At 46.0% G+C, this 15,924-nt stretch carries 15 protein-coding genes and 1 tRNA gene; 6 read left to right on the forward strand and 10 right to left on the reverse strand.

Translation table 11 applies throughout. The features are described 5' to 3' along the window. Nucleotides 1-245 precede the first annotated feature (245 nt). A complete protein-coding gene (locus tag ACHUFZ_RS10145) occupies nucleotides 246-1,805 on the forward strand; it encodes an AbgT family transporter (RefSeq protein ID WP_053440561.1) in 1,560 nt (519 codons plus the stop codon). 298 nt (nucleotides 1,806-2,103) lie between these two features. Continuing rightward, nucleotides 2,104-2,649: a tRNA adenosine(34) deaminase TadA gene (gene tadA / locus ACHUFZ_RS10150; RefSeq protein WP_394127082.1), complete on the forward strand. Its 546-nt coding sequence runs from the start codon at nucleotides 2,104-2,106 to the stop codon at nucleotides 2,647-2,649. A 44-nt stretch (nucleotides 2,650-2,693) separates the two neighbouring features. On the opposite strand, the gene ACHUFZ_RS10155 is transcribed toward tadA, so the two are convergent. Both ACHUFZ_RS10155 and mltF read right to left on the reverse strand, forming a co-directional pair. Further along, nucleotides 2,694-2,831, reverse strand: coding sequence for a hypothetical protein (locus tag ACHUFZ_RS10155; RefSeq protein WP_394127083.1), 138 nt, complete (start codon nucleotides 2,829-2,831; stop codon nucleotides 2,694-2,696). Nucleotides 2,832-3,047: 216 nt separating this feature from the next. Then, complete coding sequence (mltF, locus tag ACHUFZ_RS10160) at nucleotides 3,048-4,577, reverse strand: membrane-bound lytic murein transglycosylase MltF (RefSeq protein ID WP_394127084.1); 1,530 nt, start codon at nucleotides 4,575-4,577, stop codon at nucleotides 3,048-3,050. Between the two features lie 351 nt (nucleotides 4,578-4,928). Here mltF and purL point away from each other — a divergent pair, with 351 nt between their 5' ends. Continuing rightward, nucleotides 4,929-8,873: a phosphoribosylformylglycinamidine synthase gene (purL, locus tag ACHUFZ_RS10165; RefSeq protein ID WP_394127085.1), complete on the forward strand. Its 3,945-nt coding sequence runs from the start codon at nucleotides 4,929-4,931 to the stop codon at nucleotides 8,871-8,873. A 351-nt stretch (nucleotides 8,874-9,224) separates the two neighbouring features. Further along, on the forward strand, nucleotides 9,225-9,578 hold the full coding sequence (locus ACHUFZ_RS10170; protein WP_134835273.1) for a DUF3622 domain-containing protein: 354 nt from the start codon (nucleotides 9,225-9,227) through the stop codon (nucleotides 9,576-9,578). A gap of 68 nt (nucleotides 9,579-9,646) precedes the next feature. On the opposite strand, the gene ACHUFZ_RS10175 is transcribed toward ACHUFZ_RS10170, so the two are convergent. The 5 genes from ACHUFZ_RS10175 to purM all read right to left on the reverse strand — a co-directional run bounded on the left by ACHUFZ_RS10175 (nucleotide 9,647) and on the right by purM (nucleotide 12,622). Beyond that, nucleotides 9,647-9,838 carry a DUF4250 domain-containing protein gene (locus tag ACHUFZ_RS10175; protein ID WP_394127086.1) on the reverse strand — a complete coding sequence of 64 codons (192 nt, stop codon included), beginning with the start codon at nucleotides 9,836-9,838 and terminating at the stop codon, nucleotides 9,647-9,649. Beyond that, nucleotides 9,838-10,044, reverse strand: coding sequence for a YaeP family protein (locus tag ACHUFZ_RS10180; RefSeq protein WP_053440555.1), 207 nt, complete (start codon nucleotides 10,042-10,044; stop codon nucleotides 9,838-9,840). Before ACHUFZ_RS10180 ends, ACHUFZ_RS10175 begins: the two co-directional genes overlap by 1 nt. Nucleotides 10,045-10,166: 122 nt before the next feature. Then, nucleotides 10,167-10,817 (reverse strand): tellurite resistance TerB family protein, encoded by a 651-nt coding sequence (locus ACHUFZ_RS10185; RefSeq protein WP_394127087.1) that lies wholly within the window; start codon nucleotides 10,815-10,817, stop codon nucleotides 10,167-10,169. A 120-nt stretch (nucleotides 10,818-10,937) separates the two neighbouring features. Beyond that, the gene (gene purN / locus ACHUFZ_RS10190; RefSeq protein WP_134835270.1) at nucleotides 10,938-11,579 is read right to left on the reverse strand and encodes a phosphoribosylglycinamide formyltransferase; all 642 of its coding nucleotides are present in this window, start codon (nucleotides 11,577-11,579) and stop codon (nucleotides 10,938-10,940) included. A gap of 2 nt (nucleotides 11,580-11,581) precedes the next feature. Continuing rightward, complete coding sequence (purM, locus tag ACHUFZ_RS10195) at nucleotides 11,582-12,622, reverse strand: phosphoribosylformylglycinamidine cyclo-ligase (protein ID WP_394127088.1); 1,041 nt, start codon at nucleotides 12,620-12,622, stop codon at nucleotides 11,582-11,584. 177 nt (nucleotides 12,623-12,799) lie between these two features. Here purM and upp point away from each other — a divergent pair, with 177 nt between their 5' ends. After that, on the forward strand, nucleotides 12,800-13,426 hold the full coding sequence (gene upp, locus ACHUFZ_RS10200) for a uracil phosphoribosyltransferase (protein ID WP_006881055.1): 627 nt from the start codon (nucleotides 12,800-12,802) through the stop codon (nucleotides 13,424-13,426). Nucleotides 13,427-13,484: 58 nt separating this feature from the next. On the opposite strand, the gene rluF is transcribed toward upp, so the two are convergent. From rluF to ACHUFZ_RS10215, 3 genes are all read right to left on the reverse strand, one after another. Beyond that, entirely contained in the window at nucleotides 13,485-14,519 is a 1,035-nt protein-coding gene (gene rluF, locus ACHUFZ_RS10205) for a 23S rRNA pseudouridine(2604) synthase RluF (protein ID WP_394127089.1), read from the reverse strand. 99 nt (nucleotides 14,520-14,618) lie between these two features. Continuing rightward, the gene (gene smrA / locus ACHUFZ_RS10210) at nucleotides 14,619-15,200 is read right to left on the reverse strand and encodes a DNA endonuclease SmrA (RefSeq protein WP_394127090.1); all 582 of its coding nucleotides are present in this window, start codon (nucleotides 15,198-15,200) and stop codon (nucleotides 14,619-14,621) included. Nucleotides 15,201-15,344: 144 nt separating this feature from the next. Beyond that, complete coding sequence (locus tag ACHUFZ_RS10215) at nucleotides 15,345-15,485, reverse strand: DUF3149 domain-containing protein (protein ID WP_004413167.1); 141 nt, start codon at nucleotides 15,483-15,485, stop codon at nucleotides 15,345-15,347. A 265-nt stretch (nucleotides 15,486-15,750) separates the two neighbouring features. Here ACHUFZ_RS10215 and ACHUFZ_RS10220 point away from each other — a divergent pair. Beyond that, nucleotides 15,751-15,827 (forward strand) — tRNA-Pro (locus tag ACHUFZ_RS10220). Nucleotides 15,828-15,924 lie beyond the last annotated feature (97 nt).

The following is a 15,924-nucleotide window of genomic DNA, read 5'->3' on the forward strand; positions in this document are numbered from 1 at the left end:
CATCTTTTAAAACGCCATGTTATATATTTAAAATTAGTTGGAATATTGTTTATTTATTGATGATAGACATGTGGATTATTTGTTGCACGGTGATGGCGTTTTTGCAAAATATGTCTCCAAATATGGAAAAAACTATAGAACCTTGTGCTTTCTGTAAGCGGATTTAATAGAATGCTTAGTGAAAAATAGACCGAAATAATAAATGCACAAAGGTCTAGGGCAACAACATCACATATGGAGTTACCATGAGTAACCAAGCAATTAATAAGGCACCATCCGAAAAGCCGAGTGGGATGGATCGCTTCTTAAACTTTATTGAACGAGCAGGTAATAAAATTCCTGATCCTGCAATTTTGTTCTTCTGGGCATTGGTCATTACTTGGGCAGCATCTGCTCTACTTTCAAACATTTCGTTTGATCTTATTAACCCACGTTCGGGTGAAGCGCTTGCAATCAACAACCTTTTGACTGGCGAATCTCTAGCAAGCTTCCTTGCGAACATGGTGACCACATTCACAGGCTTTGCACCACTAGGTATCGTACTTGTTGCGATGTTAGGTGTTGGTGTTGCTGACTCTTCAGGCTTTATTACAACAGGCCTTAAGAAGATGCTTAACTTCACTCCAGCGAAGCTTCTGACTCCAATGCTAATTCTAGTGGCTATCGTGTCACACACAGCTGCTGATGCAGGCTACGTACTGGTTATCCCTCTAGGTGGTATCATCTTTCACGCTGCTGGCCGTCACCCTCTAGCGGGTATTGCTGCTGCGTTTGCGGGTGTATCGGGTGGTTTCTCTGCAAACTTTATCCCGTCAGGTATCGATCCTCTACTAGCGGGCTTCACTCAGACAGCGGCGCAAGTACTTGACCCTGAGTACGTGGTAAACCCACTAGCGAACATTTTCTTCACTGGCCTATCTTCAATCATCATCGTTGCTATCGGTTGGTATGTAACAGAGAAGATCATTGAACCACGCCTAGCGAACACACCAATTGATGAAGACGCAGAGAAAGCACCGGATCTAGGTTCTTTCACTGAGCTTGAGTCTAAAGCGTTCCGTTACGCAGGTTGGGCGATGATGGCAGGTATTGCGGTTCTTATTGCTGCAATCATTCCAGAGAACTCAGCATTGCGTTCTCCTGAAGGTGAAATCACAGCGTTCTCAGCACCGCTAATGAAGTCTATCGTTCCATTGATCTTCATTCTGTTCATCATCCCTGGTTACGTTTACGGCCGAGTGTCTGGCACGTTCAAGACAAGTAACGACATCATCAAAGCGATGGCGGATACTATGTCTACAATGGGCGCTTACATCGTAATGTCGTTCTTCTGTGCACAGTTCCTATCTGCATTCGCGCAGTCAAACATCGGTACCATGCTAGCGCTATACGGCGCAGAAGGCCTGAAAGCGATGAATCTACCAGGTGAAGCAACCATCATTGGTATGATTCTACTAACGGCTTCTGTAAACCTTCTAATCGGCTCTGCATCAGCGAAGTGGGCTCTAATTGGTCCAATCCTAGTTCCAATGCTAATGGCGGTGGGTATCTCTCCTGAGCTATCGCAAGCGGCTTACCGTGTTGGTGACTCTGTATCGAACATCATTTCTCCTCTAATGGTATTCTTCCCACTAGTGGTTGTTTACTGTCAGCGTTACGTGAAGTCGACAGGTATCGGTACTCTAGCGTCACTGATGATGCCATTCTCGATTGCAATGCTAATCGGTTGGTCAATCTTCCTAGTCGCTTACTGGATGCTAGGTATTCCTCTAGGTATCCAAGCACCTTACACATACACAATGTAAATACCGTCATATTTGGCGCTGTAGCGTTGTTAACTGCGCAAGTTCACCGGATCGCCGGCCGCCCTAATTACATAGAGCCTCTATGCTCATAGGGCTGAACTTGCTTGTTGCCTAGCTACAACACCAACTATTTTAGTATTTGATATTTAAAAGCGCTGGTCGAAAGACTGGCGCTTTCTTTTTTGTAGTGCGGGAAGCTTAGCTTGCGTGAGTTGCTCTGCGTCCTGCTTTTACTTCCGCGTCCATACGGGTAGAATTTACTACCTCTAGTCGTTTACTCATATAACCGGAGCTTTCTTTGTCAGAATCTCAGTTTACCCCTCAAGATGAATTGTTTATGCGCCGTGCGATGGAGCTAGCCGCACATGCTGAAACACAAGGTGAAGTGCCAGTCGGTGCCGTGTTAGTCAAAGAGGGGGAAATCATTGCGGAAGGTTGGAATGAGTCAATCAGTCAGCATGATGCGACCGCCCATGCGGAAATGCAGACCATTCGTAAAGCCGGGATAGCACTAGAAAATTATCGATTGCTAGATACCACCCTTTACGTGACGCTAGAGCCTTGCCCAATGTGTGCTGGGGCACTGCTGCATAGCCGAGTGAAACGTATCGTGTTTGGCGCGCCAGACCTAAAGGCTGGAGCTGCGGGTACGGTACTCAATTTGTTTGAACACCAAGCAGCGTATCACTATGCGGATGTAGAAAAGGGGCTATTAGAGGATGAATGTCGAGTTCAACTTCAAGCTTTCTTTAAACGTCGTCGTAAAGAGAAGAAAAAAGAACGTAAAGCGACACGTTTTACACGCATGCATGAAGCAAAGAAAGTACAGAAAAAAGAAGGGTAGGGATTTCAAGCAAACATCCTATGACAAGATGTTTGCTCTCAGGATTATGCCTCAGTGATGAGCTGCATAAATGCGCGGTGACGTGCAATCACCTTTTTCTTGTTGTTGCTGATCATGCGTTTGCGGCGGTTTGCAGCAACAGTTTTATTAAGGCGTTTTGACTGCATTTTACGTCTAAGCATAAAACAACCTCCTATTATGGTTAAAATCAAATCACTTGTGGAAGATTGCAAAGGCAATTGATATTCCAACAATAATGGATTTATACCCTGCAATTGTTACTATTTTAAGAAACTTCGCAAGTGATCTTGGACACGATATTATGTATGGGTTACATCCAAACAATTCAAGTGCGCAATCTTCGTTCAAAAATTGCGCACTTTGTTTCGGTGGGGCTATTACTCTTCGTTGAGGGTTGGCTCAGCCGCAGATGTTTCTGATGCAACTAGAGCGTCAGAAATGGCCATATCAGGGACTTGTATTACCTTCAGATCATCGATGCTGATATCGTCATTGTCTGCAGTTTGCTGTTCAACGTGACCGATGATGCTCTGGTAGTAGCGACGAATGTTCTCAACGTAATTTCGCGCTTCATCGCCTCGGGCAAAACCATAGCGAGTTTGGCTGTAGTATTTCTTCTGGCGCAGTAGCGGCAGGCGATCTTTGACGTCAGACCAAGCATCAGGGTTTCCGCCTTGTTTTTTCGTCAAGCGACGCGCATCCATCATATGGCCGTAACCGACGTTGTAAGACGCTAAGGCAAACCAGATCTTCTCATGCTCTTCAATTGAGTCAGGAATACGTGACACCATTCGACGTAGGTATTCAACACCGCCACGGACAGATTGTTCAGGATCGAGACGATCAGTCACGCCAACACTCTTCGCTGTCGGTAGCGTGAGCATCATCATGCCGCGAACACCTGTTGGCGATTTCGCTGTCGGGTTCCAGTGGGATTCTTGATAGCCCAATGCGGCAACTAAGCGCCAGTCAAATTCATCGGAATACTTTTTAAATAGTGGCGACCATTTAGGAAGCTTTGAATCGAGTGCACGAATGAAGGCGCGAGTATCCACGTAGTCAAAACTGCCTACGTGGCCAATATACTTTTCTTCCAATGAGGCTAAGTGACCTGATTGCTTAATGTTGCCAAAGAACTCAATCAGCAAGCCGTATAAGCTCTCATCTTGTGAGCGGCTTAAGAACCAAGAAATAGGTTGGTCTTCAGTAAGTTCGAACGCCAACGCAACATCAGGGTAAATACGTTGTGATAGTGACAACTCCACGGAGTCAGCGACGGTGAAAAGCAGTTCGCCGTTGGACACTTTCCTGAGCAGATCATTGACATCGGCATTAGGATCAATGTGGTAAGAAAAGTCCGGGTGCTGCGCTTTAATCGCCGCTAGTGTTTGGTTGAAGTGCGAGTCACTAACGATACTTAAAACATCGTTACCCTCGTTTTCTTCGATGAGTTTCGCTTGTCTATCTAGTAACTGCTCTAGGTTACGTGGACGCCAACTGCCTTTCTTATAGATGACTTGTTGACTGACATAGTAGTAAGCCGGGCCCGGTCGAAATGTTTTTAAACGTTCGGGGGATTGGCTTAATCCAGCTGCGATGATATCGATCTCGCCTTTTTCTAGCGCAGGATACAGGCTAGAAATGCGATAGGCCGGTTTCATTTCAAGTTGTACGCCTAGCTCATTAGCAAATTCACGTGCTAATTCATAATCCAGACCGGCAGGGCCATCAGGGCCGATATAGTAAGAGAGTTGGTTGTTCAACGTCCCCACGCGCAATACGCCACGTTCTTTAATTAAATCGAGATCACTCTTAGGTTCTGATTCGATTTGGCAGCCAGATAGGACCAATGCGCTGGCAAATAATAAACAGAGTGATTTTAGTTGGGTTAGGTAATGCTTCTTCATTCACGGCAATCTCATACATCCAGTAGGGCATTTATATCAAAGTGGTATAACAAGGCAAGACAATCACAGTAACTCTTAGTAATAGAGAACAATAAATAGCGTTTTCTGTCGAAATTCAAAATTGACGAAAAAAATGACGCAAACGGTTGCTTTTGGTGTTACATCACAAAAACAATTGCTATATAATGCGCTCGCAACGAAGAGGTGGAATCGGCATAGGTTTGAAAAACCTTCGGAATAGCTTCGAAGAAAACAGTGAAATGTATAGAACAATTAGATGCTCTAGAACATTTTAACCCACTGAATTTATTCCAATATCACCTTAATCAATTGCATAAGAGACCTAAGTACATGAGAATTTTTCGTGGCTCCCCAGCTCTATCTGAATTTCGTGTTAACAAGCTTCTAGAGCTTTGTCGTGAACTAGGCCTACCTGTAACAGGTATTTACGCTGAGTTTGCACACTTTGCAGATCTAACGGCAGACCTAGATGCGTCTGAAGTTGAGAAACTAGAAAAACTACTGACTTACGGTCCGACACTTTCTTTTGACGAGAATGGTGAAAAGCACAAGCCAGAAGGTCTTCTTCTACTTGCGACTCCTCGTCCTGGTACTATCTCACCTTGGTCTTCTAAGTCTACCGACATCGCGAATAACTGTGGTCTAGCTAAAGTGGCTCGTCTAGAGCGCGGTACGGCTTACTACATCGAAACATCATCTGAACTTTCTGAGCTTCAACTGGTTGAGCTTAAAGCGATTCTGCATGACCGCATGATGGAAGTGATCTTCACTGACTTCGACTCAGCAACGGCGCTTTTCCAAGTGGCAGAGCCTGCACCGGTAGCGGATGTTGATCTACTTGCTGGTGGTCGTGCTGCTCTTGAAAAAGCAAACGTTACCCTAGGTCTTGCACTTGCCGATGATGAAATCGAATATCTGTACGATAGCTTCGTAAACAAGCTCGATCGTAATCCAACTGATATTGAACTGATGATGTTTGCTCAGGCGAACTCAGAGCACTGTCGTCACAAGATCTTCAACGCAGACTGGACTATCGATGGCGTTAAGCAAGAGAAGTCGCTGTTCAAAATGATCAAGAACACTTTCGAAACCACACCAGAAAACGTGCTGTCTGCGTATAAAGATAACGCAGCGGTAATGGTGGGTTCTGAAGTTGGTCGTTTCTTCCCGAACCCAGAGACTCGCCAGTACGGTTACAACCAAGAGAAAGCGCACATCCTAATGAAGGTGGAAACGCACAACCACCCAACGGCTATCTCTCCTTGGCCGGGCGCTTCGACAGGTTCTGGTGGTGAAATCCGTGACGAAGGCGCGACAGGTATTGGTGGTAAGCCAAAAGCAGGTCTCGTTGGTTTCACAACTTCAAACTTACGTATTCCTGGCTTTGAACAGCCATGGGAAACAGACTTCGGTAAGCCAGGTCGCATTGTTAACGCACTAGATATCATGCTAGAAGGCCCATTAGGTGGCGCGGCGTTTAACAACGAATTTGGTCGTCCAAACCTACTAGGTTACTTCCGTACTTACGAAGAGAAAGTAAACTCTCACGCGGGTGAAGAAGTTCGTGGTTACCACAAGCCAATCATGATTGCTGGTGGTATGGGTAACATCCGTGATGAGCACGTTCAGAAGAAAGAGATTCCAGTTGGTGCAAGCCTAATCGTGCTTGGTGGTCCAGCGATGAACATCGGCCTTGGTGGTGGCGCGGCATCTTCTATGGCATCTGGCCAATCAGCAGAAGATCTAGACTTTGCTTCAGTACAGCGTGAAAACCCAGAGATGGAGCGCCGTTGTCAGGAAGTTATCGACCGTTGTTGGCAGCTAGGTGATGCTAACCCAATCGCATTTATCCACGATGTTGGCGCAGGCGGTATCTCTAACGCACTTCCAGAGCTTGTCGATGACGGTGAGCGTGGCGGTATCTTCCAGCTACGTGATGTACCAAACGATGAGCCGGGCATGAGCCCACTTGAGATCTGGTGTAACGAATCACAAGAACGCTACGTAATGGCAGTTGCGCCTGAGAACATGGCAGCATTCGATGCTATCTGTAAGCGTGAGCGTGCACCGTATGCTGTTGTTGGTGTTGCGACTGAAGAGCGTGAACTGAAACTTGAAGATTCACACTTCGACAACACGCCAATCGACATGCCAATGGACATCTTATTAGGTAAGACGCCTAAGATGCACCGTGATGCGAAAACGCTAAAAGCGAACAACCCTGCAATTGACCGTGACGGTATTGAGCTAAATGAAGCGGTTGACCGCGTACTGCGTCTACCAACGGTTGCTGAGAAAACATTCCTTATCACTATCGGTGACCGCACGGTTACTGGTCTTGTAGCGCGTGACCAAATGGTTGGCCCTTGGCAGGTGCCAGTAGCGAACTGCGCAGTGACTGCAGCAAGCTACGATACGTACCACGGTGAAGCAATGTCGATGGGTGAGCGTACACCAGTTGCTCTATTAGACTTCGGTGCATCAGCACGTCTTGCGGTGGGTGAGGCTATCACGAATATCGCTGCGACCAACATTGGCGATATCAAACACATTAAACTGTCGGCTAACTGGATGTCTCCAGCAGGTCACCCAGGTGAAGATGCCGGTCTTTACGAAGCGGTGAAAGCAGTCGGTGAAGAGCTATGTCCTGCGCTTGGTCTGACTATCCCTGTGGGTAAAGACTCAATGTCGATGAAGACTAAGTGGGAAGAGAACGGCGAGCAGAAAGAAGTCACGTCGCCACTTTCTCTAGTAATTACTGCGTTTGCTCGCGTTGAAGATGTTCGTAAGACAATCACGCCTCAACTTCGTACTGACAAAGGCGCTTCGAGCCTAGTACTGATTGACCTAGGTAACGGTCAGAACCGTCTAGGTGCTACAGCACTGGCGCAGGTTTACAAGCAGCTTGGTGATAAGCCTGCAGACGTAGACAACGCAGCGCAGCTAAAAGGTTTCTATGAAGGTGTTCAAGCTCTAGTAGCAAAAGACCAAGTTATCGCTTACCACGATAAAGGCGACGGCGGTCTATTCGTAACGCTTGCCGAGATGGCATTCGCTGGTCACTGTGGTGTTAAAGCGAACATTGAAGACCTTTACTCTGAAGAGAAGGGCGAAGATGCACTAGCAGCGCTATTTAACGAAGAGCTAGGTGCCGTACTTCAAGTTAAGAACGATGACCTAGATGCTGTGCTTTCAACGCTAGCAGCAAACGGTCTTGAGGCATGTTCACACGTAATTGGCAGCGTAGAAGAGTCTGACGAGCTAGTGATTACTTCTGGTGAGACAGTAGTTCTTGAGCGTAACCGTACTGAACTACGTACTATCTGGGCTGAAACAACGCATAAGATGCAATCACTGCGTGATAACACAGCATGTGCAGACCAAGAGCATGAAGCGAAGAAAGACAACTCAGACCCAGGTCTGAACGTTAAGCTAAGCTTCGACGTAAACGAAGACATCGCGGCACCATACATTGCCGGTTCTATGATAAACAAGGGTGCGAAGCCTAAGATGGCAATCCTGCGTGAGCAGGGTGTTAACTCTCATGTTGAAATGGCAGCAGCATTTGACCGTGCAGGCTTTGAAGCAACAGATATTCACATGAGCGACATCCTAACGGGTCAAGCGGTACTAGAAGAGTACCAAGGCCTAGTAGCTTGTGGCGGCTTCTCTTACGGTGACGTACTAGGTGCAGGTGAAGGTTGGGCGAAGTCTATCTTGTTCAACGAAGATGCTCGTAACCAGTTCGAAGGCTTCTTTAAGCGTGAAGATACCTTCTCTCTCGGTGTGTGTAACGGCTGTCAGATGCTATCGAACCTGAAAGAGTTAATCCCAGGTGCAGACCTATGGCCACGCTTTGTTCGTAACGAATCTGAGCGTTTTGAAGCGCGCTTCAGCCTAGTAGAAGTTCAGAAGTCTGATTCTGTATTCTTCGACGGCATGGAAGGTTCTCGCATGCCAATCGCAGTTTCTCACGGTGAAGGTCGTGTAGAAGTGCGTGATGCAGACCACCTAGCTGCGATTGAAGCGTCAGGTACAGTTGCAGTTCGTTACGTCGATAACCACGGTAATCCAACGCAGCAATACCCGAACAACCCGAACGGCTCGCCAAACGCGATTACAGGCCTAACAACGACTGATGGCCGAGTAACTATCATGATGCCGCACCCTGAGCGTGTATTCCGCACAGTGGCGAACTCATGGTCTCCTGAAGGTTGGGGTGAGAACGGCGCTTGGATGCGTATGTTCCAAAATGCACGTAAGAACGTCGGTTAATTGAGAAGGCGTTAGTTTTTGCCTAGCAGCATAGTTAAAGCGCAGATCGAAAGGTCTGCGCTTTTTATTTGATAAACATAAGTTAGTCCACCGTCATTCCATAGACCGAAGCATGAGGGAGTAGGGAATCTCAGTTAGTTTTCTACTTGCTTTGAGAGATCCCCAACTCGCTCGTATCTCACTCTAGAGGATGGCGTTATTAATAATCTTCGTTCTTTGAAAGAAACCATTAGCCAAATGGTGGCTTTTAAGTTTTAATACCGCCCTTGCCAAGGGATGGTGTTAAACAGCTCAGCTTAGATGGAGTTATCAAGTTGACCGAATCCCTGATTAATCCCTTAGGAAATGAATATGTCGAACAACAAAAAATTTGCCATTCGTGTGACAGAAAAACGTAACGGTTGGTGTGCTGAGATCACACGCCAAGTGACTTCACGTAAAACATCAGTATCTAAGCGTGAAACGGGCTTTGAAACTGAAGCTCAAGCTCAAGAGTGGGCTGAAAAAGAGCTTGCGGGCTTTGTTCAGAATCAAGCAGTTCGTAACGAACGTAAAGGCGAAGCACGTAAGGTTCGCGTTGAACGTGAAGAGCGTCTAGCGCAAGAAGCAGCAGAAAAGAAAGCGCGCCGCATCGAAGAAGCGAAACTTGCTGCAGCAGCACAAGCTGAATTTGATGATGAAGACGATTTCTTCGACGAAGAATAATCGCGATTCATTGCAAATAAAAAACCGCCTAATAGGGCGGTTTTTTGCATCTAGTATTTGGTGGGGGGTTAACGAAACTGACCCGCATCTGGCAAAAAGTCAAAACCAGCAGTGGCGAGCTTTGATTCTAACGCGCTTCTATCGATATCGAAGTAAGCAACAAGTTTGTCCAAGTCACCGCCAAAATCATCACGTAGCTTCATGTTGACGATACTCATCAACATAATCGGATCCATGCTTTCAAAGTTCGCCAGATTCATTACTTATCCTCGAAGTCGGAAATAAGTAGGTTTGCAGCAGCAAAGGCGGCTTTATCACGCGCTTCTTTCGGTAGAGACTCATCTGCCGCAATATCATTCAACGCTCTTACTGCGCATGAAATTGCTTGTGGGACATACGCTTGGTCACCACTGCCGATTTGAGCGTACAGCTCACGAACCAGTTCACAACAGCCATATACTTGCATAGCTTCAACTCCAATAAATGATAACTGCTCTCAAATATACACACTCGGTTTAGTAAACTCAAAGCTTAAGCTTGTTCTAGCTCAAGCCTTGTCGAGTAGTGCTTGAGATTTATACAGAGAAATTAATTTTGCAGTTGTTGCTCTAGTTGATAGGTCACTTCGCCGTCTAAACGAAGCTGTTTTGCTAGCTCTTGTAAGTAGGCTTTTTCCATAAAGTTTTGTTCGTCGATAACAATGAGCGAGGCTAAGTAAACCTCTGATGCTTGCTGAGGTGAGCGGGCTAATCGAGCGACTTCAGCAGGGTCAAGTGGTTTATTTAATTCCTCATGCACCAGTTGCTGTAGCGCGTTGTCTGCGTCAGATTGTTCAAGTGTCGACTCAATGTGCGCCATCTCTTGCTGGTCCACATGGCCATCTGCTTTGGCTGCAGCAATCATCGCTTTTAGAATCAGTTCACTGTGGTAATCGTCTTGAGCATTGAAGCTTTCCGTTGTGCCAGTGGAGGTTTGCTTACTTTGATAGTCGTTATAGACCTTATAAGCCAGCGCTCCAAGGACAGCTACACCGCCGACTTTGAGCGTGTTTTTACCTAGCTTCTTACCGAGTTTTTTGCTTTTCTTAGAGCCCATGAGTAGGCTCACTAAGCCACCTCCAACAGCACCAGCCCCAAGGGACTTTAAGCTGCTAGAGCTTGAACTGTTTTTCATTTTAGCTTGCCCTTGTTGGACAATATCTGACTTGAGTGCTTGATTAAGTAGGCTTTTAAGATCCATAGATTACCTCCACCATTTTTTGACAGCTTAATGGGGTAAAGATGAATAGGGGATTAATAATGGTGAAAAACAAAAAAGGCGAGCTGAGAGCTCGCCTTTTAAATCGTGTTAGTGAGAATGTTATTCTTCAGCGTAACCGTGCATACCAAGAAGGTCACCATCAAGGTAAGCTTCTTTTTCATCTTTCATGACTAAACGTTCTTCAACTAACCACTTAACCACCATAGGGTAGATTTTGTGTTCTTGAGTTTGAACGCGTTCAGTTAGAGTATCGACCGTATCTTCGTCGAAAATCGGCACTTTAGCCTGCAAAATAACAGGACCACCGTCAAGCTGCTCAGTAACGAAATGGACGCTAGTGCCATGTTCTTCATCACCTGCGTGGATAGCACGTTGATAAGTGTTAAGACCTGGGTACTTAGGAAGCAGAGAAGGGTGAATATTGATCATGCGGCCCATGTAGTGGCGAACGAATTCACCACTTAGAATACGCATGTAACCAGCAAGTACGATGACGTCTGGCTTATATTCATCGATCTGCTTCATCAACTCATGGTCAAAAGCGTCACGGGTATCGAAGGCTTTAGGGTCAAGGAAGTGTGCCGCAGCACCGGCTTTCTCAGCGCGCTCTAAAGCATAGACATTGGCTTTGTTGGAAAATACTGCAGTCACACGACCACCAGTAATGTCCTTGTCACATGCATCAATGATTGCCTGCAGGTTAGAACCGTTTCCTGAAACTAAAACGACGATACTTTTCATGCTTATTTGATCTCTACTTGTTCTTCGCCAGCTGCAGCGTTTGCGATCTCACCGATAACCCAAGCGTTTTCGCCTTCAGCGTTTAATAGCGCAACCGCTGCGTCTGCTTGGTCCATAGGTAGAGCAACAACAAGACCTACACCACAGTTAAATGTGCGGTACATTTCGTGAGTGGTTACGTTGCCTTTCTCTTGTAGCCATTTGAAGATGATTGGCCATTCCCAGCTGTTTCCATCAACGACGGCTTTAGTGCCTTCAGGAAGTACGCGTGGGATGTTTTCCCAGAAACCACCACCTGTGATGTGAGAAATCGCGTGGATGTCGTGTTTCTCAATCATTTTCAGTGCTGATTTGATGTAAATCTTTGTTGGTTCTAGTAGGTGCTCACCGATAGTGCGACCTGCTAGTTCTTCGTTTTTGTCTGCGCCAGATACTTCAAGGATCTTACGGATCAGTGAGTAACCGTTTGAGTGAGGACCGCTTGAACCTACTGCGATCAGTGCATCACCTGCGGCTACTTTCGTGCCGTCGATTACGTCTTCTTTTTCTACAACACCCACACAGAAGCCTGCAACATCGTAGTCTTCACCTTCGTACATACCTGGCATTTCAGCCGTTTCACCACCGATTAGCGCACAACCTGCTTGTACACAGCCGTCAGCAATACCAGAGACTACGTCTGCGGCTGTATCAACATCAAGTTTGCCTGTTGCGTAGTAATCTAGGAAGAATAGTGGCTCTGCGCCTTGAACAATAAGATCGTTCACGCACATAGCAACGAGGTCAACACCGATGGTGTCGTGCTTTTTCATATCCAAAGCAAGACGAAGTTTCGTACCCACACCGTCAGTACCTGAAACCAATACTGGCTGCTTATATTTAGTTGGCAGTTCACATAATGCGCCAAAACCACCAATACCACCCATTACTTCTGGGCGACGTGTACGTTTTACAGCACCTTTAATACGGTCAACAAGCGCGTTGCCTGCATCGATATCAACGCCAGCGTCTTTGTAGCTAAGAGATGTGTTATCAGCACTCACAGGGAAGTCCTCGGTTTTTAAGTTGGATATGAAAACGGCGCTATTCTAACAGTGGATAAACCTATATAGCAAACGTTTGCGCAAGTTTTTTTATGCCATCATTAGGCAGAAATTGAGAACGAAATCGTTTATAATCTGGAGGTTTGATTAAATTTTACCTGAAATCCGGAGATGGAAATGAAAGTTGTTGAAGTGAAACACCCTCTAGTGAAGCACAAACTTGGCCTAATGCGAGAAGGTGATATCAGCACAAAGCGCTTCCGTGAGCTAGCGACAGAAGTAGGTAGCCTACTGACTTACGAAGCAACAGCAGACTTTGAAACAGAGAAAGTAACCATTGAAGGTTGGAACGGTCCAGTGGAAGTGGACCAAATCAAAGGTAAGAAAGTAACGGTAGTGCCTATCCTACGTGCAGGTCTAGGTATGATGGATGGTGTTCTTGAGCACATGCCAAGCGCTCGTATCAGTGTTGTTGGTATCTACCGTGACGAGGAGACGCTTGAGCCAGTACCATACTTCAACAAGCTAGCGTCTAACATGGACGAGCGTATTGCGCTTGTTGTTGACCCAATGCTTGCAACGGGTGGTTCAATGATCGCAACAATCGACCTTCTAAAAGAGAAAGGTTGTAAAGCAATCAAGGTTCTTGTTCTTGTAGCTGCGCCAGAAGGTATTGAAGCGCTAGAAAAAGCACACCCAGATGTAGAGCTTTACACTGCGGCAATCGATGAGAAGCTAAATGACAAAGGCTACATCGTTCCTGGTCTAGGCGATGCTGGTGATAAGATCTTCGGTACGCTATAAGCGGTCGAAAGTGAATGATTTAAAAAGGGAGCCGATTGGCTCCCTTTTTTAGTATCATCTATTTCTTAAGACTTAATGTGCCGCCGGTTTTTGGCTTGCTTGGGCGCTGGCTGTTATCAGACGCCGGCTTATGGAAGGATTTACCTTTGCCACTCGGCTTGCCTTTAAACTCACCTTGCTTACCACCATGGCGGCCTTTCTTTGAGTTAGGCGCGTGGCGGAACTCATCAGCGTTGCGGCCTTTAAAGGTACGCTGCTTCTGGTTGCGTCTTGCTGTTGACTCTTGGTTTTCTTCGCGGCTATCAAATAGCTTAGCATCGGTCGCGCGACGAATGCGCTTGCCTTTGCTATCCATCTTAGACGCTTCTTCTGTGCCGCTTGAGTCTTCACACATAGCAAGAATCTCAGCTACTTCGCTATCACTTAGGTAACGCCATTGACCGTTAGGAATGCCATCTAGAGAGATGTTCATAATACGTACGCGACGAAGCTTAAATACTTCATAGCCTAGGGCTTCACACATACGACGAATTTGACGGTTTAAACCTTGCGTCAATACGATGCGGAAAGAGTATTTAGTCTCTTTGGTTACGGTACAAGGAAGCGTGACTGTATCGAGGATGTTGACGCCTGAAGACATCTTTTTGATGAAGTCATCGCTGATCGGTTTATCAACACGTACTACGTATTCTTTTTCGTGGTTGTTACCTGCGCGAAGGATCTTATTGACGATATCGCCATCGTTAGTCAGGAAAATAAGACCATCAGAGGGTTTGTCTAGACGACCAATCGGGAAAATACGTTTTCTGTGGCCGACGAAGTCAACGATATTGCCCGGAATATCACGTTCGGTAGTACAGGTAATGCCAGTTGGCTTGTTTAGCGCGATATAAACAGGCTTGTCAGTGGCTGCAGAGATAGGCTTATCGTCAACACGAACATCATCACCTAGTTGGACTTTGGTGCCCATTTCTGGCACTTGACCATTAATCGTGACACGACCTTGCTCGATAAGGCGGTCAGCTTCACGGCGTGAGCAAAACCCCGTTTCGCTAATAAATTTGTTTAGGCGTTTAGCGTTATCTTGTGACATGTTGTTCTCCTAACGTTTCACAACGGCGGTTAAAAGGTGTGCTGACCAGAGTAAAACATCAGCACATAGAGGGCGCGCATTCTAGCACTGTGCTAAGCGTTAACCCAGTCGTTTTTGATGGCGCTCGCGCGTTTCGATCTTTTTCTCGGCACTTTTTCGCAGTAAGACGTACACCGCCCCAGTGCCACCGTGAAAGCGCTGGGCACTGTGAACACATTGCACTTCTTTAATTTGCATTAGCCATTGGGCCACGAAGCTTTTCATTAGTGCTGGTGGGTTTGAGCGTTCGCCTTTGCCATGAACAATCACGACGGTGCGAATATCCATCCGCATACATTGCTTTAAGAACTTAACTACTTCATCGCGCGCTTGTTCAAGTGTGCGTTTATGCAAATCTAATCTCGCTTGAATAGGGTACTTGGCAAGGCGCAGCTTTTTGTAGACACCGTCTTGTACCCCATCACGTTTGAACTCGATGATATCGTCAGGCTTTATCATCTCTGCGTGATCGATAGAGAGGTATTCAGGCTCATCTTCGGTAAGCCAGATCGCGGCTTCACGCTTAGCAAGTTGAGAATCAGAGACCTGATGCTGCTTTTTATGCTCAGTAGTATCTTGCTGAAGAGGTTTTACGTCGCCCATCATTTGCTGAAATAGGGCAAAATCATCGTCTTGAGACATACCTACATCTCAGAGTGGTAATCAATGTGACTATTATACCAATGATGAAGCTGAGGTGATCAGAAAAAATAAAAAACCGAAGCAGACAAGGTATCTACTTCGGTGCATAGCGAACGTCTATTCAATGAATAGGGCTAAGCGATTCTAGTGAGGAGATTTGTCGTTCATCACTTTGTAGACAAAATAACCGCCGTAAAACAGCATAAGACCAAAGGCTGCAAAGATTACCATCATTGAAGATAGACCTACTGCATTACCAAATAGGAGATCAAGCCAAAAGTCCATAGTCACTTCCTCTAATTATATGTGTGAAGACAGGGTTTAAGGTAATGCGTGGTTAAATATGCAACACTGATCTGGATCAAATGTTGTTATTAGGTTGCGTATTTGTTTTTGGTGGTGTGTTTGTGCTCACACTTTATACTCGGTCGGTGGTGTTTTATACAAACGAACTATTAATTTGAAAAAGTTAATGAAAATGGCTTGCGTTAAAATCCAGAATCCGTAATATACGCTCTCGTTGACGGGCAATGAGCTCGAAGAAACATCTCGGTGAATAGCGCAGCTTGGTAGCGCATCTGGTTTGGGACCAGAGGGTCGGGGGTTCGAATCCCTCTTCACCGACCATATTTAAAAAAAGGCTCTGCAGAAATGCAGAGCCTTTTTTGCATTTACGGTGTAAAGATTCGAACCGAGGTGGGTTCGCCTGATGTTCAAAGAATGT

Source organism: Vibrio hepatarius (genome assembly GCF_043642085.1).
Taxonomy (GTDB): Bacteria; Pseudomonadota; Gammaproteobacteria; order Enterobacterales; family Vibrionaceae; genus Vibrio; species Vibrio hepatarius_C.